This is a genomic window from Streptomyces sparsus (assembly GCF_054776295.1).
In genome coordinates, this window is record NZ_BAAHCA010000005.1 from 18,609 (window position 1) to 40,029 (window position 21,421).

Below are 21,421 nucleotides of genomic sequence, written 5' to 3' on the forward strand. Positions count from 1 at the left end.
CGAGGGACCACGGCAACTCCGGCACCGAAGGGGAAGCGCCGACCGGCGAGCGTGTACAGGATGATCATCGTCCTTGGCGTGGCGTTCGCGGCCGTGGCCGGGGGGATCGCAGCCGTGGCCCTGCTCACTGATCGCACCCTCTCCGAGACGGCGGCCAAGGACAGGAAGTGCTGCTGGGAGGAGGGTGTCACTCCCGTCGGCCTCAGCGACCGGATCGGCATCAGAATCCCGGAGGAGGCCACGGACCGGAAGGCCGGGGTGAAGAGCAATTCGCGCTACGACACCGGAATCCTGGCCTTCACCCTGCCCGAGGACACCGCGGACGACTACCTCTCCCGGATGGTGCCCGAAGGCACCAAGATGGTTGCCAACATCGCTCCGAAGCACGACGCCTACAAGGGGGATGCCCCGTTCACGCACCTGGCGCTCACGGAGCCGGAGACGATCAGCTCGAACCTGGTGCGCACCGCTCTCTGTCCCGAGGACACAGACACCCCGGAGGGCAAGCACCTGCGTAGCTGCGTCACCATCTACGCCCACGATTTCGAACCGGGCAGCACGAGGATCTACGTCAGGTCGAGTGGCGGCGTGGGCCAGTAGCGCCGCCGGGCGCGTGCCAGCGGACGCTCATACTCTCGGCATCACGGATGTCCTGCTGGCCTACTTGGCCCTCACTGCGGACACGGCCAGGTCCGGCACGACAGGCTGGGCGTGGGCTGTCCGTGAGAGCTTCAAGGGCGCCGGGCTACCGCTGGTCGGCAGCCTTCCTGCACCCCGCGACGCGATGGTCAGGCACGAGGCCTACCACGGTTCCAACTGATGTTCGGCCGGGTTCCCACGAGGCAGAAGCGCTTCGTGGGAGCGTGAGTTCAGCGCCATCAGCTTGTCCGTTGTGCGGTCGACGAAGAAGACGAACGCCTTGGCAGTGTCGGTGAAGGCTGCTGCCGGGCGACTGATACCGGCTGTCGTGATCACGATGAGCCGCTTGGGCGCGTCCTCACCGGCCGCCGCAGCCAGTCCGTTCAGCCGCTGGACCTCCGAAGTGGACAATTTGGTGGACCGGTTGTGCCATTCGATGTGGAATGCCTCCGACCGGATGGGCTGATCGGCATCCCCCTCTTCGAGGTCTCCGAAACCGAGGGCCGTCAGCTGCTCAAGAACCGTGTCTGTGATGTGCCGAGTGCCGACCGGGTGCCGCGGTGCCCTCGGCGCGGGAACGTCGGCGAGCTGGCCGAGATCGGTGTCGACGTCCGCCGGCCACTCGGGCAGAGCGGGCTCATGTGGGAAAAGGGCCTCCTGCCAATCCGACCGGCGCTCGGTGGAATCCGGTCTTCCGTGCCCGGTCGGCTCGTACGGCGCGGACACCTCCAACTTCCAGGTCTCCAGGCCCTTGCCGAGCACGTCGGCGATGTCCGCGACCGACGCGTCCGCACGAGGTACGCCCGGCGCGGGCCGTGTGCTGCGCCACAGGTGCCAGGCCAGATCGACACGACCCCAAGCCCCGAGTTCCGCGAGGTACACATCCACCAGCCAGCCGAGGGCGAGCTTGACTGAGACGCGTACCAACGCGTCGGGGAACTCGGCCTCGACGAAGCTGCCGTCGCGTTCGCGCACGATGTCGAGTTTCGGCGAGAGGCGAGGGCCGTACGGGAGATAGCCGTTGCCTGCCGCCACGCGCCGCACTCGCACACCGCGTGCGTCCAGGATGTCGGCCAGCTCGGTGACGTCGGACGGCTCGCTCTCCTTCCAGCGCCACGGTGAGGCAACCGGTACCCCGGTCAGGTGCGAGGACGCCACGGCGTGCAGGGCGTCGACGAGCACTTCGTCGGGCGTGTCCGGCGGCCAGACCGACGGATCACTGTTCAGCACCGGATCCACTACCGCCCAGACGATCGTGTGCCCCATACGTACCTGCGCGAGAGCGACCGACTGCTTGCCGGTCAACGTGACCTTCAGATGCATCAGACGGTTCGCGTCGTCGAAGTGCACCCGGTCGGCCAGCTCGGGATGGCGTTCGCACAGAGCCTGTTCGAGACTCTTGAAGTGCAGGTGCCTGCCGAAGGCGGCGACGATGTCACCGGGTGGGAAAGGCAAGGGACACTCCTGTCGAGTACTCGTGGTGCGGCAGGGCGCCGTGATCCGTTGTCGGAGCGTAGGACGACCGCATGCCGTCACTCAAAGCGTTGGGCAGTCCTCAACGGCATTGCTCACCGGATTGGCCGGAAAGTGCCTTCGACACCTCGTTGGGCTGGCCGAACTCCGCCCAGACGGTCTTGCCGGAGGGCGGACGGGGGTCCGTGCCCCAGCGGTCGGCCAGCGCGTCGACCAGGAGCAGGCCGCGGCCCGACTCGTCCTCCGGGCCGCTCTCCCGGGGCATCGCGGGACGACGCTCGCCCCGCGTGTCGCTCACCGCGACGCGCAGGTTGCCGGCTGCCTCGTCCAGCGTCAGCGCCAGCAGGAAGTCGCGGCCCTGGACCCGACCGTGCAGCGCCGCGTTGGCGGCCAGCTCCGCGACGACGTGTTCGGCCCGCTCGATGACCTGCGGTGACACCTCCCACGCTGCCAGCCGTTCCACGGCCAGGAGCCGGGCGAGGCGGGCACCGCGACGGGTGGAGGAGAGCTGCTGCGCGAACGTGCGTACGGTAGCGCGGATCTGCGGCGTGGGGGCGTTCATGGGGAAACCGTGGCAGGCGTGCGGGGGCGTGATCCAGGAGTGCGGCCCGTACGCTGCGTCAGTGTACGGGCACGTTTTGTGGACAGTACGGCGAACCTGCCGTCACTGTGGGTGAGTCGATCGCGGGGATGCCGCAGAGGACGTACGCACCTGGAGGTGGCCGCGTATGACGGACAGCAGTGACGTGACGGCGTGCGACTGGGAGCGCGAACCCGACCCTTCCGACAGTCTGCGGACCTTCGGCGCCGTCGTCCAGGCCCTGCGCGAGCACGCCGGACTCAGCCGCGTGGACTTCGGGGCACGAGTCAGGTTCTCCAAGCACACCGTGGAATCCGTGGAGTTGGGGCGCCGCATGCCCGACGAGTCGTTCGTGGAGCGGGCGGAGGAGGCGCTGGGGAACACGGGGGCGCTGCGGAAGGCGGCCGGTCACCTGACCCGGGGAGAGGCGGGGCTGGCGGCTTGGTTCCGGCGGTGGGCCCGCCTGGAGAAGGTCGCGGTGAGCCTGTGCACTTACGAGTGTCGGCTGGTGCCGGGGCTGTTGCAGTCGGAGGGATACGCGCGGGTGGTGTTCGACAACAGCATTCCGCCACTGTCGGACGAGCAGTTGGAGGCTCAGGTCGTCGCCAGGCTGGAGCGTCAGAAGACGCTGCGAGAGCGGCCGAACGTGCCGTTCAGCTTCATCGTCGAGGAGCACTTGTTCCGGCGTGAGCTTGGTGGGCGTGAGGTGACGCGGGGGCTGCTCGACCACGTGCTGGCACTGACCATGCCTCGGAACGTGACGCTCCAGGTCATGCCGATGAAGGCCGAGTTCCATGCCTGCCTGGACGGCCCCGTGCAGCTCCTGGAGACACCGGAACGACGACGGCTTGCCTACTCCGAAGGGCAGCAGAACGGTCGCCTGATCTCCGACGCGAAAGAGGTGAGCCTCCTCTACCAGTGCTATGACACACTGCGCTCGCAGGCCCTGAACCCCCAAGACTCGCGGGGCCTGCTGGAGCGACTCCGAGGAGAGCTATGAGCACGACGGAACTCGCCTGGTTCAAGTCCAGCTACAGCGGCACCCAGGGTGACAGCTGCGTGGAGGTCGCCGTCACCGAGCAGGCCGTACACGTGCGGGACTCCAAGGACGTGGCGCGCGCCCCCTTCGCGGTTGCGCGCGAGGAGTGGACACGGTTCGTGGGGTTTTTCGCGGCGGGAGCCTGAGCGGCGTTCGTCCCGACGGTCGCGTGGGTCGTCCACCGCCGGGACTCCGGCCCTGCGGCGTCAGTCGGCGGCAGGCCTGACAAGCTTCGCGGCCTCGTCGCGGAGGCTCTTGATTTCCTCAAGTGCTGTCTCCCGCTCAGCGCAAATCTCCGTGCCCTGCTTCGTGAGACCGCTGAGCGACTGTTCCACCTCGGCGATCCACTCGCTTAGGTGCTGCCTGCCGGCGTCCGTGAGACTGGTCCGCTGTCTGCTTGCTTCTTGATCGAAGTGGTCTCTGATCATCTTCCGGTGCTTCTTGATCGTCATCCACTTGCCTTGGTCCTGCGCGACACATTTCAAATCCATCAACGGCCCCATGACCGCCAGTACCCACTGCACCTTGCCGGCCGTACTGGCGACCTTGTTGGCCGCCTTGCCCTTGCCCCACGGCTTGTACCTGCCCACGCCGTTGGTGATCTTCCCGCCGGCGTCGAGAACCTTTTGGCCCACTCGCCTCTTGTTGAGCCAGGCTGCGATATCGGAGGCCGCGTTTCCCGACGCGCTACCGTCGGCTGCAACCTTCCCGATCCACTCGTGCACCTTTCTGCCGCCCGCCTTCGCGGCTTTCTCCGCCGCTTCCCTCACCGCACGTTCAAACGGTGACGCGTTATCCGGGGGTGCGTCGATCGTCGCCTCGGGTAAGTCGAGCACGGTCACCCAGGCTTCAGGCTCAGGCACACCGGTTCGGTACTCGGCCACCAGGGCGTCGAACGCCGTCCTCATCGAGGAGGAGAACTTGGCGTCGAAGGCGGTGCTGGCGCTCACCAGTTCCTCGCTGACGGCACGAGCGACGTCGACAGGGACGATGCCATCCCTATCCGAGACGCTGGCAGCGGTCCTGTCGCCTGCGGTTCTGATCTTGGAAGCGACGACATCGCCCTCCCTCTCCAGGGTGTGCAGGACACTTTCCTTCGCCCGGGAGATCGTTTCCTCGGCATTCTTCGCGGTCTCCGCGGCACTGAGGTCCTCGCCGTCCAGTACCCACGTCCGTTCGGCGTCCGCTAGGACCCGCAGGAGTTCGAATGCCTGCGCCTTGGGCCGGATACCGCCGACACCAGGTGTGATGATTCTCCGCAACTCAACTGTAAGAGCATCAATACCACTCTCCGCGACAAGTAGGTCACGCTGATCGGCGGAGAGTTCAGAGTCATTGTTCGCGTCGACGTAGTCGCGGGCGTCGGTCAGGACGATCGGTACACGGTCGGCGAAGGGGCCGAGTCGCTTGCGAATCTCGTCGAGGATGACGTGGCGATCACTGTTCTCGGCGTTCATCTTGTTGACGACTACCACACTACGGTCAGCGTACCCGTCGGCATCGAGCGCCTGCAGAATCGCCCTCGTCTCCGCTTCGCCCGGTAGTTCGCTCGTAGTCACGATCATCAGCGCGTCCGCACCACGCACACCACGCCGCGCCGTATCAGAATGCGCGTCGTTGCCAGACAGGGTCCCGGGCAGGTCGACCAGCGTCACGCCGTTCCACGGGTGCGGCGTCGCCTCGTGCGTCTTGGGTGCCGCGTCGACGAGTTCCTCTACATCGGCTGGCGGGAGCCGGAGCAGTGCCGCGATGAGCATCGACTTTCCGGCGCTGTAAGGGCCCAGGAGCGCGATCCGTAGGGGACTCGTGTCAGCCTGGGGTAGGCTCGCTACCAGGATCCGAGTGCGAGAGTGGGCGTTGAGGGCACTCTCAGCCCGTGCGATCAGCGCGGGTACGAGGGCGCTCAGACCCCCGTCGCTCTCCGGCGCGTCAATCGCAATGCCGTCAGTCATCCGCGTTCCCTTCGGCTGTTCCGCGGGGGCCGAGGCTCCCAGAATCCGGGCAGATCTCCATCCGCTCGGTGAGGACATTCACGCAGTGGTCCTGTAGACACGCTCGCACTTCCACAACGCGGGACGCGTCGGTCCAGACACGAAATTCGACTCCCGGCGTTCGGCGTGCCAGACGGATCACTGCCGGGTCCCCGCCCGCAAGGGTCTGGAGCCGGCGCACAAGGACGAGGTCGATCGCATCGAGGGCGGCTCGCACGGCCGGCAGCAGCCGACGGAGCTGCTCAAACCGCTCCCGCGTGCTGCTGATGTCCACGGACAGCGCTTCGGACTGGGCATCGACTTGAGCCGTCGCGGCATCGATGATTTGCGCCAACCGCGCTTCGAGCCAGTCGAACAGCTTATTGAGGCTGGCCTCGGACGAGGCCATGGTTGCGTTGGTCCACTCGTCCTTAGCCTGCCGCGCGCGGTCAACCTCGCTGCTCACCGCTTTCGCCGCTCCGGCCAGGGTCTCCGCCACGTGGACCGCCGTCGTCGCGCGAGGCGGGACCGCGAGCTTCTTGGGGATCCTCTTGGCGACAATGGAGCCCAGGAGGGCTGTCGTCGCTCCCTTGGCAGCAGCCGCCGCCGTGCCCCGGCTCACGACCTTCACATCAGGACGGGGCTGGACACGCGGGCACGTGTCGTCCTGGCGCTCCGGGGCGTTCGCCCGCGCGCGGAGGACCCTCCCCCGTTTTCCCGTCTCCTGCTCGAACTCACACTTGAGACTGAAGAAAAGTCCCTCCAACTTCAGACCGGTGATGAATTCGTTCCATCGCTGCGCGTGGTTCACGCCGCCCAGGTCCCGGATTACGTCCGGCAACTGCTCTTGGGCACGGTGACGCTCGGCTTCAAGTCGGTCGCGCGTGTTTTGGCCCGCGATCCGGAATGCTTCGAGCAAAGCGATCCGTTCACTCGCCGCTGATTGTTCGAGTTCGCCGAGCGTGAGACCGATTTGAGGAAGTACCTCGACGGCCCGGTCGTGAAAGGCGGCGAGCGGCGCCCGCACACCTTCGGCCAGCCGAACGGCACGTAGCGGAATGGCGCGCTCGGCCAGGAGCTGGGCGAGTGACTGCTCCAACTCGGGCAACCTGCTCGCCAGGAGGGCTCGGTCTCCCAGTTCGCGATTTGCCGTGGACAACGCTTCGTGCGCGGCCCCAGAGTGGACCGCGAGGGTGACTGGTGGTGCGACTCCGACCGCTCTGGCGACCTGCTCGATCCGGACGGCGTGACTTGACGTCGACGCGAACGCCCTTTCTGGTCGCTGGGCGAAGAGTTGAAGACGGTCAGCTGTGTCGACTCGTTCCTTCACGTTGACGACAGCGAGCAGAGGTTTCCCTGAGAGGAGGAGTTTCTGGAGTTCGGCGGACTCCTCGTCGCGAAGCGTGTCGGCGTAGTTCCATATCACCGCGTCAGCGATATCGCACGCGGCCCGGGCGCGTTGGGCGTCGAGGTCATCGTCCTTCGCCGCGACCCCGGGCGTATCGAGGTAGGTCACGGAGCCGTTCTCAAACGCTGAGGTATTCCGCGTGGTGCGGTGCGCCCCTCGCCCGATCCCGGTCCGATCCGCATCGCGGGTCAGGGCTTTGCGGAGCGTGGTCTTTCCGGACTTCGTTCTTCCGGCGACGGCCACGAGCAGTCTGCCTCTCACCAGGGGCATTGCCCGGACGGCGCTGCGTAGTTCGCGTTCGAGCGCCCCAATGTGACTGATGGCCTCGACGAGATCCCCGCTCTCGATTGCGTGCACGGAGTACGACGTTCGCTGAAGACGTGCCTCGACCTCGGCCCGGAGGGTGGACTGGATGTCGCGGTAGGCCGAGCGACTCGCGTCCACCGCACCGGACGGAAGCGCGAGCTGGCCGACCAGGGCCTCAAGGGTCTCGCGGAGCTTCGGTTCGATTCGCCGCACGTCCATGGCCACTGCCACGCGGTCGAACAACTCGACATTTTCCGTGTACCAGAACTCAAGAGCTCGCAGCTGACTGATGTCGGTCCGAGAGGCGACCACCGGAAGCCCCGCCACGAGCCGTGCGGCCGAACTCGTGGCAGGCGGGTCCAGGGACGCGGCCGTGCTCACGAGCACGGACGCGAGCCCATGCTCAATCACTGTCCGCACGTTGTCGACCGCGAGCAATTCCAGAGTGATCCCCGAAATAGCACCGGTGTCGCGAGACTCGAGGGCCCAGAGCAGGGCATCACGCCGATCCGATCTGAACCCGGACTGCGCGTCCGGCCCGAGCCAGCGCCACCACTCCGGTCGCCCGGACAGGGTCGCCTTGTACGACTGCTCCGCGTCGACGAAGTCCTGCACCTTCTCAAGCCGCGTGACAAGATCCCGGTTCTGCAGATCCCGAGCCGCTGAGACACTGTGCCTGAGCACGAGCTCACGTGCGTCTGCTGCCTGCCGGGATCTTCGGCGACGGTTCAGGTCAGTCAGGGCGCGTGCGACATCGATCTCACGGACCGAACGCCAGATCTCCTTGGGCCATTCCTGATCCGCGCGACGACATGGCTCAAGGACTTCAGGCAGCACCCGTTCCGCGATCGACACAGCCGCGAGGTTCACTCGAAGTGCTTCCACCGGCACACCCCCAAGTGCCTGGAGATGAGACCGTAGTCCTTCGAGCCGCATCAACTCTCGAAGGACTCTTGCCTCGCTCAGTGTCAGAACCCTGCCCTGAGCCGTTGCCAAACGGACCAGTTCCTGTTCCTCGACGCACGCCGCCACGGTGTCGGATATCCACAGAAGAGTAGTCCCGGACGGTGGCAGATCGGCACACCCACACGCTTGGGCAACCGCCTCCACGTCCTTGGCGAGCCGCTCGAGTGCGGCCGCCCCGGCCACGGCGTCGACACCCAATGGCTCGAGTAGGAGGGCCAACACCTCGGCTTTGAGACTCACCGTGTCATTCACTGCCGTGTTATTCACCACTACTCCTCGTGGGGCCGGTGGTATCTGAACTCGGGGAGCGGGCCGGGGCTCGGGGGAATCAAGGCTCGGGACTGCTGAGGCACCTCCGCTTTTACGATCCGGTGGCGAGGCGGTACGCAGGTGCGCGGTGTGAAAACCCACATATCTTGCGACAAGGTGACCCCGAGGACTCGTTTCTTGTCCCGCAACCAGGGATATCTGTTCTGCAACTCGACATAGTTGTCGTTGGTGACAACGGTTCCGCCGGTGTCCTCGGCGATTGCAGTGACAAGCGCATCGCCCTTGCCCTCGGTTCCGGCCGGAGGCTGGATGAGGTCGCCTTTGCTGAGTGCCGAATCCACTGCCGCACGTTCTTCCGCCGCAACCTTGTGCCTGAAAGTGGCGTCGACAACCACGTGGAGCACGACGTCTGGGTATCGCGAGGTCAGGGCGTCGAGAGCGGAGAGCAGTTGGGTGAAAGACGGTCGGTCGTCGCTGCTGTACACACCAGGTTGCCGCGGCGACCTGCCGATCCACGCCAGGTTGGAACCGTCTACCACGAGCGCCGCAGGCGCTGAACCCGTGGCTCGTCTCTGTACTTGTGTCGGCAGTGGCCTGCTGCCCACGTTGCCAGTGAGTAGATCCTCAAGTTCCTTCCGCACCGCCGGCGTCGGGCCACCAGAGCTGAAACTCTTGATCTCCTCGTTCAGCACTTCCTCGCCCGTACGTTCAAGGGTCGCCTTGACGTGCAGAAGCCCGTTCGTGTCGTACGTGTACTCCAGCAAGAATCGGGAGTCCTCACGAGCCCGAGGGTCCCGGTAGGTGAGCCGGAGATCTGTCAACTGCACATTGTCCGGGTGATCCAGGGGCCGCTCCGGGTCACCCTCCCAGATCTCCACGGCGAGAGTGCGGGCGTTGTCACGGCGCGGCGTGTAGTTCTTGCGCTCCTTCCACGGCAGCGGTGAGTTGCGGGGAATGATCTGACTGAACTTCCGCTGGCCAGTGTCGTCTGTGACGACGGTCCCCAGGGCATGGCTTGTCGCCACCTGGATCACGCCGTCGGCCTCTCCCGACAACACAGCTGCCGCAATGGAGGCGCCGCGGGCGACCGCCGTCATGGGATCGCACACGCCGACCTCGACGGGCTGCTGCTGCATGACCTCGGCGACCGCCATCCGGACGCTCGGGATCTGACTGGTGCCGCCAATCATCAGCACCGCGTCCACGTCCAGAGGTGCCATATGCAGGTCAGTGAGGCACTGCTGAACCGGTGCGAGGGCGCGATCCACGAGGTCGATGATGGCGTCCTCCAGTTCCTCCTGCCACACCTCGACGGTGTCACCGTCCGGAGTCCTGACGGTGACGAAGTCATCGGAGGACAGACGGATCTTGCTGCGCTCCACGTCCAGCCCGAACTGCCGCTCCTGCGCGGGCGTCCAGGCCGATCGCACCGGAGCCCGTTCGAGGACGAGGTCACGCAGACGACGGTCGATCTCCAGGCCGCCCAGCTCGGTCACACCCCGTGACGCGAGCTCCTCGAAGAACCCGTCCTGGTAGTCGAGCACGGTGACGTCGATCGTGCCGCCACCCCAGTCGAAGACCAGGATGGTGCGGGCCTCTTGTAGCTCGTGCACGTACGAGATCGCGGCTGCCGTCGGTTCGTTGAGTAGCGCCAGGACGTCGATGCCCGCGAACTGCGCGGCGGCGCGTGTGCGATAGCGCGCGGCACCCGTGGCGTTGGCGGGCACGGTGATCACCGCCCGGTCAATGGCGGTGAGATTGTGTTCCGCACCCTTCCGCATCGCCTCGAAGACACCAGCGGCCACCGTCGTGGCCGCGAACCTGCGGCCGTGGATCGTGACGTACTCGTCGCTCTTGAGAAGTCTCTTGCAGGCCTCGGCCGCCTCTTCAGAGCGGAGTTTGGCCTCCCAGCCGAACAATGCCCCCCGACGCAGCGAACTCATTCCCACCACCGACGGGAAGAGGTACTCGAAGCCGGGATGGCGCCAGTCGGCGTCAATGTGATGGGCGTCCAGCAGCAGCACGTCAGCGTCGTTTCCCAGCCACTGGGCCACCACGGAGTTGGTGGTGCCGAAATCGATCCCGGTGGCGGTCACACGCTCTCCCCGTTCGTCGCCTCGCCGTCCCCGGCAGTGTGGTTGCCTCGGCCGGGCCCGGGCATGCGGCGCAGTTGCCCAGAGAGCACCAGTTTGCCGGTGGCCTGGTCCACGTAGGCCGGGCGCAGCACCTCGAACACCTCCCCGTCGCCTTCCACCACCACGAAGAGCTCACGTTCGCCGTCAGGCTGGTCCACGCACCGCACTCCCTGGTCCAGCAAGGCGGTACGGATGCCCTTCCGAAGCGAACTGGCACTCTGGTTGGGCGCGCCGGCGAGCAGATCGACCTCGACCATCCGGGCCACGTACTCCTCCCGAGAGCGGAACGCCTCCAGAACGGCGTTGCGTAAGGCAGCAGTCACGGCGGCTTGCGTGGGGCGTCCCTCCTCCGAGACAGCGGTCAGGAGGTCGGTCGCCTGCTCGGTGAAACGGGAGAGCAGCATGTGAGGGCTGAGTAGTTCCTCGGGGCGGTAGGTGCGCGGGGAGCCCTTGGGGACATCTGCTGCCGCCTGTCGCTTCTCCCGACGACGTTTGAGGCCGTTGTTTCCCTTGGAGACAACCCGCTTCGGGGCCGCTGTGGTCTTCCGCTGGCTGCGGGGCACCTTAGTCACTGTGTGTGCATCCTTGAGTTGCGATCGGGGCGCCGGGGGGTGTTGAGCAGGTGGGGCAGCAGATCCGCCACCGCCCGCTGTCGCACGAGCCCGAGGCCTTCGGGAGAGCGAGGAGTCGTTCGCCTGGTCAGCCGAGCCAGGGGCGGGACCAGCGTGACTGGCACCTCGTCCGGAAGCTCGAACACGTCCGCGTCGAGCGGTAGCACGAAGAAGCCGGACGAGTTCTCGTCGCGTTCGGCGTCTCTGATGCGTTTCATCGCGCTGTTGAGTCGCGCGCTCACGTCCACATCGTGCACATGCTCCCGACGGAGGTCCCGATACCGGGTCTCCCAGCTCGGCGCGCCGTGCGGCAGCCCGAGATCCAGATAGGGGTTGGACGCTGCCGGTCTGTCGTTACGGGGCACCATGCGACGCTGCTCGACGATACGGAGGTTGGACACGGCCAGCTCGTGCGATCCACCGATCCCCTTCAGGGCGACGACCGCCGCGTCCAGTTCCTCCCGGAGTAGCAGCGTGTAGGCATGGAAGTTGAGAACCTCGGCCCGGTAGGCCGGGTCAGCGGTCTCGAACGACATCAGCTTGTCTATCTGGGACGACGCACGGGCGTGGTCGTTCAGGCACAGCAGGTCGTAGGCCTGGCGCAGGGCCATGAGGGCGTGCATGGGCGACCGCGACGGGTTCACGGCTGCCTTGGGTTCCCACAGAGAGAAGATGAGCCGCCACAACCCCCTGTCCTCCCATATGTCCCGGTCCCAGTTGCCGACATCGACCCCGTCCAGAAGCCGGCGCAGCCGGAGTACCAGATGGCGGGGCAACTTCCTCTCGAGCTCCTTCACCACCGAAGCGTCACCGTCGGCAACTCGCTCCAAGAGGTCGTAGACGTCGCCGACCGGGGGCAGCGGCTCGCCTCCGGCGAGAAATGCGTTCCGCCGCTGCCGGGCCGACCATTCCAGCGCAGTCGCCTGCTCAGCGGTTACTTGATCGGGAACCAGCCGCGCTTTGACGTATGAGTGCTCCCGCTCGTCGCCCCGGTACTGCCAGGGCTGATGCTCGGGGCCGACCGCTCCGGCGTCGATGAGGTCGTCGAGGACGCTCAGCGGTATCCAGGGAAGCACACGCGGCAGCATCCGAGGCGGGAAAGCGGCCGTACCATCCGTCGCGAGCGCCGAGAGGAGGGCGAAGGCTCCGGAAAGGTCTTCGCTCCCGGAGGCGGCGATCGTGTCGCCGCCTGCCGTCAAGGCGGTGAGTCGTTGCTGCCCGACCTCGGTCAGCCATAGGAAGCCGCCCCCGTAGACCGCCGTAAGTGCCGAGGCAACCGTTGCTGGGTCGGCTCGTTCGAGGACGGACCGCACAGCAGGTAGCAGCCGGTCGTCCGGTTCGTTGCGGAGGGCGTCGGCCAGGGCATCGTGCGTCGCGTCCTGTGCGAGGGACGCGAGTTGTTGGAGTAGAGCGTGGGCCTGCAGGACTGCCTGGCCTCCGAATACCCCTACTTTCCGCCACCTGCGTACGGTGAACCCGTCGACACCCGAGTCCGCACTCTGGGCGTCGCGGCGTTCCCTGAGCGCCCTCAGCCGCTCCCGCTCCCGTGCGACCGCCTCGGCCCGTGGCCCTGAAACCGGCTGCCCCGCCCCGCCGGCCGACGGCGGACTTGTCACTCCCCTGCTCCTTCGTGCCGGGGGCCGTGGCCGGGTGGCGGGGTGAGCGTGGAGGTGTAGCTGGCGGGCTTGGGGTCGCGGTGGACGGCGTCGGCGGCGTGCGCGGCGGCGAGGCCGGACGCGATCTGGGCGCCGACGGCGGCGGTCCAGGTGACGGGGAGCTGCCGTTCCTCGGAGACGACGTCGCGCAGCGTCTCGCCGTCCAGGAACTCCATCGCGAGGTAGGGCAGACCGTCCTGGTCCTCGGCGACCCCGTCGGCGACGATCCGTGTGAGGTTTGCGTCGTCGAGGCGGCGCATGATGCGCACCTCGCGGGCGAAGCGTTCGGCCGCCTTGGGGTCGGCGCTCGTGTCGAATCGGGTGCCCGTGCGGCGGCGCAGGATGGTCTTGACGGCGACCGTGCGTTCGGAACTTCCCTCGGCTGCCCGCAGATCCTCGGCCCGGTGAACCTCACCCATGTTGCCCCTGCCGATGACGTGCCCGATGCGGAACCTGCCGTCCAGCAGTTCCTGACTCACTGCCGCTCCCCTCGTCCTCTGCCGTCTCGTTCCCGCCACTGTGCGCGAGGGTAAGGAAACGGAACGTGCCCCTGCGGGCGTTGCCGCGTCGCTCATCGTGGCAGAGCTGAGGTGCGGCGTCCTTTACTGTACACGGATTAGTCGATCGTGATCGCTCTTTCGTATGTTGACGATGTCAACGCATCACGCCTCGGAGTGTCATCGGTGGGAGTGACCGAGGTGTAGCGGCGAGCCGTCGGAGAGGGCGGGGTGGTCGATGGTGCCGTGTCGACATCCCTGGTCGTGGAGCGGGTGGGCGAACTGGGGTCCGATGAGGTCGAGCGAGCGGCTTCGTGAAGAACTGGCGGTGCTGGGGTTGCCAGTCCTGGGCGCGGCGATGCATGCAGACAGTGACACCCCGAATGCGGAAAAGGTTGCACGGGGCCGGGAAAATCCGCAACCGGTACCGTCTTCTCCCGCGGCGACGTGGTGCGGGCGCTGCTGGGCCGGTACGTCGACCCCCAGGGATACGTGATCCACCCCGCGCGGGGTGGACGGCGGGGCACGCCTGGCCGGGCTGGGGGCGCGGGACGGGTGAGAGGTCATCGACTCGCACCTTCTTGCTGACGGTGCCCTCGACGCGTTGGCGCGCGGGTACCGACCCGGCTACCACCAAATGCCAGATCCGTGTCCGTGCTCACGTCGACGTCTTGCGACGCCGCCGCCAAGTTCGGGCGCGGCCCGCTCCTCGTTGCCATGCCCGCGACCACGTAGCGCTGCGAACCGCGCCACCTGGGCGCCAGAGACGGCGCAAACCCGCGCTCGAGGGGGCGTGGGAGTGCAACTCTGCACCTGAGAGACGGCGTTGGCATTGACGATGTCTGTGAACACCCTTCACGCTTGACGGGCAGAACGTGAAGGCCGTTCACGGGGAGGCGTCATGGAAGGCACGCCCGAGGCGGAGGACGAACTCGTCGGGCTGTTCGAAGTGGCGGAGATGGCGGGGGCCGGCCGGACGACCGTAGCCAACTGGCGCGCCCGTGACGGAAACTTCCCCGCTCCCGTCGCGGATCTGCGAAGTGGTCCGGTCTTCCGGGCGAGTCAGATTCGGCGCTACCTCAAACGGAGGAAGAAGCACGTGGCTCCCAAGGCTCATGTCATCTCGACCATCAATCTGAAGGGCGGCGTCGGGAAGACCACCACCACGGCCGGACTCGCGGAGTTCCTCTCCGCGGAGTTCGGCAAGCGGGTCCTGGTGGTCGACCTCGACCCGCAGACCAACCTGACCACGGTGCTGATCGGGGAGAAGAGGTGGGAAGAACTCAACGACGAGGGGCACACCCTGGCGACCCTGTTCAAGGACGCCCTCCGGCCCGAAGGTGAGCCGACGGGGTTCTCCCTGGAGAAGACGCTCCAGCGCAACGTCTCCTCGGTGGACGCGGTGACGCACGTGGACCTCCTGCCGTCGTCCCTGGACCTCATCGATGTCCAGGACCGCCTGGCGTCCATGCCGAGTGGCCGTTTCTACTCCAACAACCCCACCGATCTGCTGCGCAAGGCGATCCGGAAGATCGTCGACGACTACGACTACGTCCTCGTCGACTGCCCGCCCAATCTCGGCATCGTCACGCTCAACGGTCTGCGGATCTCGGAGGGGTACATCATTCCGACCATTCCCGACGTCCTGTCCACCTACGGCATCCCTCAAATCCAGCGGCGGGTGCGGGCCTTCGCGGACAGCCTGGGGGAGACCATCAACGAGATCGGGATCGTCATCACGAAGTACAAGGCGAACTCGACGGTCCACAGGAACACCGTGAGGGGGCTTCAGGGCGACAAGAAGCTCCCCGCCGTGCTGCCGACCTTCATCCCCGAGAAGAACGACATCGCCGGTTCGGCCGAGTTCGTCGGTCGCGGTACTCTGCGGCAGAAGTACGGGTACCAAGGCGGATTCGACGCTTTCCGTGCCATGACGGAGGAGTTCATCGAAGTGGTCGAGGAGAAGGCGTGACCGAGCGGAGCGGCAAGCGGCCCGAAGGCAGCGGTCCCCTGAACGCCCAGCTGGGGGAAGCCGGAGAAGCCCTGACCAAGCTCGGCGCGTCCGACCCGGAACTCGCAGCAACGCTCGCGCGTGTCCTCGCCGTGGTGGCGTCCGAAGCCGCGCGCACGACACGCTTCGCCCGGGCTCTTGGCAAGGCACTGACACCTCCCGATCCGCAGGCCGAGTCCCGGCCGGCCGAACGCCCCAGGCGCGGCAGGCGAGCCGCGGGAGTGATCGACCCGTTCGCGGTGTTCACCGAGGACGGCGAGGCGGGACTCCGCTCGCGCCTGGGCGGACTCGACCTCGAACAACTGCGGGACATTGTCTCCGAACACGGGATGGACCACGACCGGTTGGCGCTGAAATGGAAGGACCCCCGGCGGGTCATCGACCGCATCGTGGAGCGCGTCGAATCGCGAACCGACAAGGGCGCCGCCTTCCGGGGGCGTCCGGATCAGCCCGAGTTGCGGCACGACGAGACTGCCGGGACGACGGCCGGCGAGCCCTCGCCGTGACGAGCGACTGCCGCCGGGACACCGCCTCAGCTCCTCCAGGCACGCGCATCACAGCGCGAACGCCTGCTCCGTCTCGTTCGGCGCGACCCGGGTGTACCGGGGGTCGTTAAGGAGCGGGCTACCACTTGTCGGCCGGGGAGGCGAGGTGGGCGGCGACGACGCGCTCCGCCCGTTCCTCTTCGGCACCACGCCGGGCGGGGCGGGCGACACGATGCGTACCGGTGAGCGCCTCGAAGCGGTTGCCGAGGCCGCACTCGCACCCCCGCCACGCGCCGATGATCGGATTGGAGCTCCGGGGCAGTCCGGCATTGCCTGAGGGCGTATCAGGATGCCGGCAACGCGTCAGCGTGAGCCTTGGAACACATGGTGGCAGCTGACCGGACACGCGAATCGTTGTACGCTGCCAAGACCGCCCTTGACCTGCAGAGGCAGGCAGGGAGCCGACCTTCCGGGAGTTCGACATGATGCGCACCATGTTCAAGTCCAAGATCCACCGGGCCACGGTCACCGAGGCCGACCTGGACTACGTCGGGTCGGTGACGATCGACGCCGACCTGATGGACGCGGCCGATCTGCTGCCCGGTGAGCTGGTGCACATCGTGGACGTGACCAACGGCGCCCGGCTGGAGACGTACGTGATCGAGGGGCGTCGGGGCACGGGCGTGATCGGCATCAACGGTGCCGCCGCGCACCTGGTGCACCCCGGTGACCTGGTCATCCTCATCAGCTACGCCCAGCTGCCGGACGCCGAGGCGCGCAGTTTCCGGCCGTCCGTGGTGCACGTCGACGGGGACAACCGCATCGTGGAACTCGGCGACGACGCCTCCGCCCCGGTTCCCGGCAGCCGTACCGAGCGCAGCCCGATGGCCCAGGCCCGCTGAGCCGTTCGCCGGGTCGCTGAGGCCCTGCGCCGGCCCGGCCCTGCGGGACCCCCCCGCCTCACACGTGCGGGGCGGGGCCGGGTCAGCCGCGGCCGGCGTGCTGCTTGCTCACGGTGTCGAAGACGGCTTCGGCGTCGTCACCGAGATACGGTCCGGCGAGCCAGGTGGCGGGCTGCGGACCGATGGCGTTGACGGAGACGAGTTCCGCCTTGCCCCGGGCGCCGGCGATGTACATGCCGCCGCCGGACGTGCCGCCGGTCATGGTGCAGCCGATGCGGTACATGGCTGGCTGCGACGGGTCGACGACGAGGCGGCCGGGACGGTCGGTGCAGGTGTGCATCAGCGCGCCGTCGAAGGGCGGCGCGGCCGGGTAGCCGTAGGAACTGAGCGCCTCCAGCCGGTCCGCGTCCGGGCCCTCGAAGTTGATCTTCAGTGCGTTGCCGACGGTCTCCTCCAGGCTCTGACCGTCGCCGTCCTCCGCCTGGACGCGCAGCACGGCGAAGTCCTGTGCCGCGCCCTCGGCCCCGTTCGCGGGGTCACCGCGCTCGATCCAGTACGAGGTGGTCTGCGCCCACTGCGCCCAGTAGATGCCGTAGGGGGCGATCTCGGACGGCGGAGCGTCGCTCATCCGGTCGGCGGGGCGGCCCTCGTCGTTGTACGAGGGCACGAACATGATGTTCCGGAACCAGCCCTCGCTGCGCCCGCCGTGCACGCAGTGTCCGGCTGTGGCGACCAGGTCGGACCTGCCGGGGTTGCGGGGGTCCTGCACGACCGTGCCGGAGCACACCATCGGCCCGCGGGGAGTGTCGAAGAAGACCTTGCCGACCGGCGCCGCGTTGCGGTGGTAGGGGGTGCGTACCCGCTCGGCCCGCACGGCCTGCGGCTCGGGGTCGCTGCGGGTGGACGCCGCGGCCAGGTCCTCGTCGGTGACCTCGGGGCGGCTCTCCTCGGCCTCCCGCATCCGGTCCGGGTTCCACAGGTCCTTCACGTGCGGGTTGACGAAGTCGGCCGCCTCGCGCAGCCAGGTCTCCTTGTCCCAGCGTTCCCAGCCGCCGTCCTTCCACTTCTCGAGGTCCTTCAGGGACTCGGGCAGGTCGCTCGGCAGAACACCGTCGAGATCGGTGCTCGACCCCGCTCGCGGTGGCGCCGGGGCGTCCGCTTCGCTGCCTGCCGGGGTGCACGCGGAGGCCAGGGTCAGGAGCACGCCGGCGGTTCCGGCGGCGAGCACTCGGCGGATGCGAGGGGAGAGCATCGGTGGGGACTCCCGGGAGGGACGAGCGGACGTGGGGCGGGTACCCGGCCGTCACGCGACGGCACGACCGGTGGGCCGGGTGCCGGTGACGACACCCGGCCCACTGGTTCGACGCTACTTGCTGATGCCGTCGAAGACAGCCCTGGCGTCCGCACCCAGTCGCGGACCGGCCAGCCAGTCCGAGGTGAGGGGACCGATGGACGTGACGGAGAAGAGCTCCTCCTCGCCGCCGGCGTTCCGGGCCAGCCAGCCGCCGCCGGACGAGCCGCCCGTCATGGTGCAGCCGATCCGGTACATGGTCGGCTGGTTCGCGTCGAGGGTGAGCCGTCCGGGGTTGTCGGTGCAGCCGAACATGCGGCTGCCGTCGAACGGCTCGGCGGCCGGGTAGCCACGAGCGGTCAGGTCGTTCATGGAGCCGACCGCCGGAGTGCTGAAGTTGATCTTCACGGCGGTGCCGACGGTCTGCTCCAGCGACCTGCCGCCGCCACCTTCGGGGCGCACCTTCAGTACGGCGAAGTCCTGCTGGGCGCCCTTGCCGCCGCGCTCCTCGCCGGTGCTGCGCCAGTGGTCGGTGGTGCCGGCCTTGTCCGCCCACCACACGCCGTGCGGCAGTACGTCGGACTCGGGTGCCGTCTCCAACTGCGCGGCGGGCAGGCCCTTGTGGTTGTAGCCCGGCACGAAGACGACGTTGCGGAACCAGCCCTTGCCCTTGCCGCCGTGCACGCAGTGGCCGGCGGTGGCCACCAGGTTGGAGGCGCCCGGGTTGCCCGGGTCCTGGACGACGGTCGCCGAGCAGACCATCTGGCCGCGCGGGGTGTCCATGAACACCTTGCCGTGCGCGGCGGCGCTGCGGGTGTACGGCTGCTGGACGGGGACGGCGTCCACCTTCGCCGGCGCCGGGTCCGTCACGCCCTCGTCCTCGCCGGTGTCGCCGCCGGTGTCCTCGTCGAGTTCGCCCTCGTCGATCTCGCGGTTCGGCTCCTCCGCGTCGCCCATGCGGTCCGGGTCCCACAGGTCCTCGATGACCGGGTTGACGAAGTCCTTCGCCTCACCGAGCCAGCCCTCGGGGTTCCAGTTGTCCCACTCGCCTTCCTTCCACTTCTTGAGGTCCTCCAGGGAGGTGGGGACGTTCTCCGGAAGCGTCAGGTCCTGCTTGCCCGCCTCGGCGGTCGCGGAGGCGCCCGGCTTCGCGTCGTCCTCGCCGGGACCACAGGCGGTGGCGGTCACCGCGAGCGCCGCGATCACCGCGGCCGCGGCCAGCGCCGGGCGGCGCCCGCCCGGTATGGGCTTCGATGGCATGGAAGAACTCCCCCTGAGTGGATCACCTTGCGTGTGGGCCTGCCACGCACCTCACCCGAGGGAGGTGCATGACAACTATGCCGGTGGTCGCTACGACGGCCAGGAGCGGGTCCGCGGTTCCCCGCGCTCGTACGGGAGGCGCCGCTTCCGACGGCCGACCGGGACGGCACTGCCCATTGACACGTTCCTGTCGGCGTCTCTACTGTCACGACAGCATTTCGAACGCGGGTCGATATACCGAACAAACTGGGAGTGGGTGTCGTGCGCATCACCGGAATCAGCACGCATGTGGTCGGCACGCCGTGGCGGAACCTGACCTATGTCCAGGTCCACACCGACGAAGGGATCACCGGCGTCGGCGAGACCCGGATGCTCGGCCACACCGACGCCCTCGTCGGTTACCTGAAGGAGGCGTCCGCCAACCACATCGTCGGCTCGGACCCGTTCGCCACCGAGGACCTGGTCCGCCGGATGAAGTACGGCGACTACGGGCGGGCCGGGGAGATCGTCATGTCCGGTATCGCCGTCATCGAGACGGCCTGCTGGGACATCAAGGGCAAGGCCCTCGGCGTGCCCGTGTGGCAGTTGCTCGGCGGCAAGGTCACGGACCGCGTCAAGGCGTACGCCAACGGCTGGTACACCACCGAGCGCACCCCGGAGGCCTACCACAAGGCGGCCCGCGAGGTCGTCGCGCGAGGCTACCGGGCGCTCAAGATCGACCCGTTCGGCACCGGCCAGCTCGAACTCGATCACGAGCAGACCCGCTACGCCGTCTCGCTGATCGAAGCCGTACGCGACGCCATCGGCCCCGAGACCGAACTGATGCTGGAGATGCACGGCCGGTTCGCCCCCGCCACCGCCGTGCGGCTCGCCAAGGACATGGCGCCCTTCCACCCGGCCTGGCTGGAGGAGCCCGTCCCGCCGGAGAACCTGAAGGCGCTGAAGAAGGTCGCCGAGAAGGTCGACATGCCGGTCGCCACCGGCGAACGCATCCACGACCGGATCGAGTTCCGCGAACTCTTCGAGAGCCAGGCCGCCGACATCATCCAGCCCGACGTGGGCCACATCGGCGGCATCGCGGAGACCCGCAAGCTCGCCGCCACGGCCGAGACGCACTACGTGCTCGTCGCCCCGCACAACGTGGGCGGCCCGGTGCTCACCGCGGCCTCCCTGCAGGTCGGCTTCACCACGCCCAACTTCAAGATCCTGGAGCACTTCAACGACTTCGCCGACGCGGAGATCAAGAAGGTCGTGAAGGGTGCCCCGCAGGTGGACCCGGAGACCGGCTGCTTCGAGATCTCGCACGCCCCCGGTCTCGGCGTCGAGCTGGACACCGACGCGGCGGCCGAGTTCCCGCAGCGCCAGGCCCGGTTCGACCTGTGGGCAGAGGGCTGGGAGAAGCGGGACCCCACCGGAGGCAGGGCATGACGCCGAGCGGGCACGCCGTGGTGCTCGACGCGCCCGGCTCCCTGCGGCTGGTCACCCACACGCCGCGTCCGCCCGGTCCCGGCGAGGCGCAGGTGCGGGTGCACGCGGTGGGCGTCTGCGGCAGCGACCGCGAGGTGTGGCAGGGCAACCGCCCCGACGGGTACGTCCGTTACCCCGTCACCCCGGGCCACGAGTGGTCGGGCACGGTGGTCGCGGTCGGTGACGGCGTGCCCGGGACGCTGGTCGGCCGCAGGACGGTCGGCGAGGGCTTCCGCAACTGCCAGGTCTGCGCACGCTGCCACGCCGGCGACACCACCCTGTGCACCGCCGGATACGCGGAGACCGGGTTCACCGAGCCCGGAGCCATGGCGACCACGCTGACGCTTCCGGCCCGGCTGCTCCACCCGCTGCCCGACGACGCCGACCTGACGGCGGCGGCCCTGCTGGAACCGGCCGCCTGCGTGGAGGCCGCCGCGCTGAAGGCCGAGGTGCGGC

Annotated in this window: 18 protein-coding genes; 8 read left to right on the top strand and 10 right to left on the bottom strand. The window is 67.9% G+C overall.

The window, feature by feature from the left end:
- Positions 1-60 precede the first annotated feature (60 nt).
- Positions 61-600 (top strand): hypothetical protein, encoded by a 540-nt coding sequence (locus tag ACYVE9_RS01150; RefSeq protein WP_461025769.1) that lies wholly within the window; start codon positions 61-63, stop codon positions 598-600.
- A 201-nt stretch (positions 601-801) separates the two neighbouring features.
- Here ACYVE9_RS01150 and ACYVE9_RS01155 read toward each other — a convergent pair whose 3' ends face one another.
- Complete coding sequence (locus ACYVE9_RS01155; RefSeq protein WP_461025770.1) at positions 802-1,989, bottom strand: hypothetical protein; 1,188 nt, start codon at positions 1,987-1,989, stop codon at positions 802-804.
- Between the two features lie 205 nt (positions 1,990-2,194).
- Positions 2,195-2,674, bottom strand: coding sequence for an ATP-binding protein (locus tag ACYVE9_RS01160; protein WP_461025771.1), 480 nt, complete (start codon positions 2,672-2,674; stop codon positions 2,195-2,197).
- 166 nt (positions 2,675-2,840) lie between these two features.
- Here ACYVE9_RS01160 and ACYVE9_RS01165 point away from each other — a divergent pair, with 166 nt between their 5' ends.
- Positions 2,841-3,692 (top strand): helix-turn-helix domain-containing protein, encoded by an 852-nt coding sequence (locus tag ACYVE9_RS01165; protein ID WP_461025772.1) that lies wholly within the window; start codon positions 2,841-2,843, stop codon positions 3,690-3,692.
- Positions 3,689-3,877, top strand: coding sequence for a DUF397 domain-containing protein (locus tag ACYVE9_RS01170; RefSeq protein WP_461025773.1), 189 nt, complete (start codon positions 3,689-3,691; stop codon positions 3,875-3,877). Before ACYVE9_RS01165 ends, ACYVE9_RS01170 begins: the two co-directional genes overlap by 4 nt.
- Before the next feature lie 60 nt (positions 3,878-3,937).
- On the opposite strand, the gene ACYVE9_RS01175 is transcribed toward ACYVE9_RS01170, so the two are convergent.
- The 6 genes from ACYVE9_RS01175 to ACYVE9_RS01200 are packed head-to-tail and all read right to left on the bottom strand — an operon-like array spanning position 3,938 to position 13,531.
- A complete protein-coding gene (locus ACYVE9_RS01175) occupies positions 3,938-5,683 on the bottom strand; it encodes a GTPase (protein WP_461025774.1) in 1,746 nt (581 codons plus the stop codon).
- On the bottom strand, positions 5,676-8,648 hold the full coding sequence (locus ACYVE9_RS01180) for a GTPase (RefSeq protein ID WP_461025775.1): 2,973 nt from the start codon (positions 8,646-8,648) through the stop codon (positions 5,676-5,678). The genes ACYVE9_RS01175 and ACYVE9_RS01180 overlap by 8 nt, the downstream gene beginning before the upstream one ends.
- A gap of 2 nt (positions 8,649-8,650) precedes the next feature.
- Positions 8,651-10,747 carry an Hsp70 family protein gene (locus ACYVE9_RS01185; protein WP_461025776.1) on the bottom strand — a complete coding sequence of 699 codons (2,097 nt, stop codon included), beginning with the start codon at positions 10,745-10,747 and terminating at the stop codon, positions 8,651-8,653.
- Complete coding sequence (locus ACYVE9_RS01190; RefSeq protein WP_461025777.1) at positions 10,744-11,358, bottom strand: hypothetical protein; 615 nt, start codon at positions 11,356-11,358, stop codon at positions 10,744-10,746. The genes ACYVE9_RS01185 and ACYVE9_RS01190 overlap by 4 nt, the downstream gene beginning before the upstream one ends.
- Complete coding sequence (locus ACYVE9_RS01195; RefSeq protein WP_461025778.1) at positions 11,355-13,013, bottom strand: hypothetical protein; 1,659 nt, start codon at positions 13,011-13,013, stop codon at positions 11,355-11,357. Before ACYVE9_RS01195 ends, ACYVE9_RS01190 begins: the two co-directional genes overlap by 4 nt.
- Complete coding sequence (locus ACYVE9_RS01200) at positions 13,010-13,531, bottom strand: protein kinase domain-containing protein (protein WP_461025779.1); 522 nt, start codon at positions 13,529-13,531, stop codon at positions 13,010-13,012. The genes ACYVE9_RS01195 and ACYVE9_RS01200 overlap by 4 nt, the downstream gene beginning before the upstream one ends.
- A gap of 919 nt (positions 13,532-14,450) precedes the next feature.
- Between ACYVE9_RS01200 and ACYVE9_RS01205 the strand changes: the two genes are divergently transcribed.
- The 3 genes from ACYVE9_RS01205 (at position 14,451) to panD (ending at position 16,947) form a co-directional block, all read left to right on the top strand.
- A complete protein-coding gene (locus ACYVE9_RS01205; RefSeq protein WP_461025780.1) occupies positions 14,451-15,521 on the top strand; it encodes an AAA family ATPase in 1,071 nt (356 codons plus the stop codon).
- Positions 15,518-16,066 carry a hypothetical protein gene (locus tag ACYVE9_RS01210; protein ID WP_461025781.1) on the top strand — a complete coding sequence of 183 codons (549 nt, stop codon included), beginning with the start codon at positions 15,518-15,520 and terminating at the stop codon, positions 16,064-16,066. The genes ACYVE9_RS01205 and ACYVE9_RS01210 overlap by 4 nt, the downstream gene beginning before the upstream one ends.
- A gap of 461 nt (positions 16,067-16,527) precedes the next feature.
- On the top strand, positions 16,528-16,947 hold the full coding sequence (panD, locus tag ACYVE9_RS01215; RefSeq protein ID WP_461025782.1) for an aspartate 1-decarboxylase: 420 nt from the start codon (positions 16,528-16,530) through the stop codon (positions 16,945-16,947).
- Between the two features lie 82 nt (positions 16,948-17,029).
- Here the strand turns inward: panD and ACYVE9_RS01220 are convergent, their stop codons facing one another.
- Together ACYVE9_RS01220 and ACYVE9_RS01225 are read right to left on the bottom strand one after the other, a co-directional pair.
- A complete protein-coding gene (locus ACYVE9_RS01220) occupies positions 17,030-18,199 on the bottom strand; it encodes a trypsin-like serine peptidase (protein ID WP_461025783.1) in 1,170 nt (389 codons plus the stop codon).
- 114 nt (positions 18,200-18,313) lie between these two features.
- Positions 18,314-19,498 carry a trypsin-like serine peptidase gene (locus ACYVE9_RS01225; RefSeq protein WP_461025784.1) on the bottom strand — a complete coding sequence of 395 codons (1,185 nt, stop codon included), beginning with the start codon at positions 19,496-19,498 and terminating at the stop codon, positions 18,314-18,316.
- A 261-nt stretch (positions 19,499-19,759) separates the two neighbouring features.
- Between ACYVE9_RS01225 and ACYVE9_RS01230 the strand changes: the two genes are divergently transcribed.
- Positions 19,760-20,926 (top strand): mandelate racemase/muconate lactonizing enzyme family protein, encoded by a 1,167-nt coding sequence (locus ACYVE9_RS01230; RefSeq protein WP_461025785.1) that lies wholly within the window; start codon positions 19,760-19,762, stop codon positions 20,924-20,926.
- Positions 20,923-21,421 (top strand): alcohol dehydrogenase catalytic domain-containing protein (locus tag ACYVE9_RS01235; protein WP_461025786.1); only part of this gene is annotated, 499 nt, incomplete at its 3' end. The genes ACYVE9_RS01230 and ACYVE9_RS01235, both read left to right, overlap by 4 nt.

Excerpts from the sequence above, each read along its gene's own strand:
- ACYVE9_RS01175 (WP_461025774.1), bottom strand. The coding sequence starts at position 5,683 with ATGACTGACGGCATTGCGATTGACGCGCCGGAGAGCGACGGGGGTCTG.
- ACYVE9_RS01165 (WP_461025772.1), top strand. The coding sequence starts at position 2,841 with ATGACGGACAGCAGTGACGTGACGGCGTGCGACTGGGAGCGCGAACCC.
- ACYVE9_RS01220 (WP_461025783.1), bottom strand. The coding sequence starts at position 18,199 with ATGCTCTCCCCTCGCATCCGCCGAGTGCTCGCCGCCGGAACCGCCGGC.
- ACYVE9_RS01150 (WP_461025769.1), top strand. The coding sequence starts at position 61 with ATGATCATCGTCCTTGGCGTGGCGTTCGCGGCCGTGGCCGGGGGGATC.
- ACYVE9_RS01160 (WP_461025771.1), bottom strand. The coding sequence starts at position 2,674 with ATGAACGCCCCCACGCCGCAGATCCGCGCTACCGTACGCACGTTCGCG.
- ACYVE9_RS01225 (WP_461025784.1), bottom strand. The coding sequence starts at position 19,498 with ATGCCATCGAAGCCCATACCGGGCGGGCGCCGCCCGGCGCTGGCCGCG.
- ACYVE9_RS01170 (WP_461025773.1), top strand. The coding sequence starts at position 3,689 with ATGAGCACGACGGAACTCGCCTGGTTCAAGTCCAGCTACAGCGGCACC.
- panD (WP_461025782.1), top strand. The coding sequence starts at position 16,528 with ATGATGCGCACCATGTTCAAGTCCAAGATCCACCGGGCCACGGTCACC.
- ACYVE9_RS01205 (WP_461025780.1), top strand. The coding sequence starts at position 14,451 with ATGGAAGGCACGCCCGAGGCGGAGGACGAACTCGTCGGGCTGTTCGAA.